The organism is Mesorhizobium sp. M3A.F.Ca.ET.175.01.1.1 (genome assembly GCF_004791945.1).
In the GTDB taxonomy this organism is placed as follows: Bacteria; Pseudomonadota; Alphaproteobacteria; order Rhizobiales; family Rhizobiaceae; genus Mesorhizobium.
In genome coordinates, this window is record NZ_SRTP01000126.1 from 1 (window position 1) to 346 (window position 346).

A 346-nucleotide genomic window follows, 5' to 3' on the forward strand; every position below is an offset into this window, starting at 1 on the left:
GCGCGCCGTGTCGTCGCCGGCCGAGGTCACGACGTTCCAGCCGGCGCGACCGTTCGACAGAAGGTCGAGCGAAGCGAATTTGCGGGCGAGCGTGTAGGGCTCTTCATAGGTGGTCGAGGCGGTGGCGATGAAGCCGAGATGCGTGGTCAGCGGCGCCAGCGCCGCGAACAGCGTCACCGGCTCGAACCCGGCGATCTTGGCGTTGCCGCCCTCGCGGGCGCCGAGCCCCACCGTCAGGTTGTCGGCGAGGAAATAGGCATCGAACAGGCCGCGCTCGGCGGTCAGCGCCAGCTTTTTGTGAAACTCGAAATTGGTCGCGCCGTCGGCCGGCGAGTCCGGATGGCGC

Annotated in this window: 1 protein-coding gene; it reads right to left on the reverse strand. The window is 68.5% G+C overall.

Annotated features, from left to right (window positions below; translation table 11 throughout):
* Positions 1 to 346: LLM class flavin-dependent oxidoreductase (locus EN818_RS31035; protein WP_135906634.1), on the reverse strand; the 346-nt coding region annotated here is incomplete at both ends.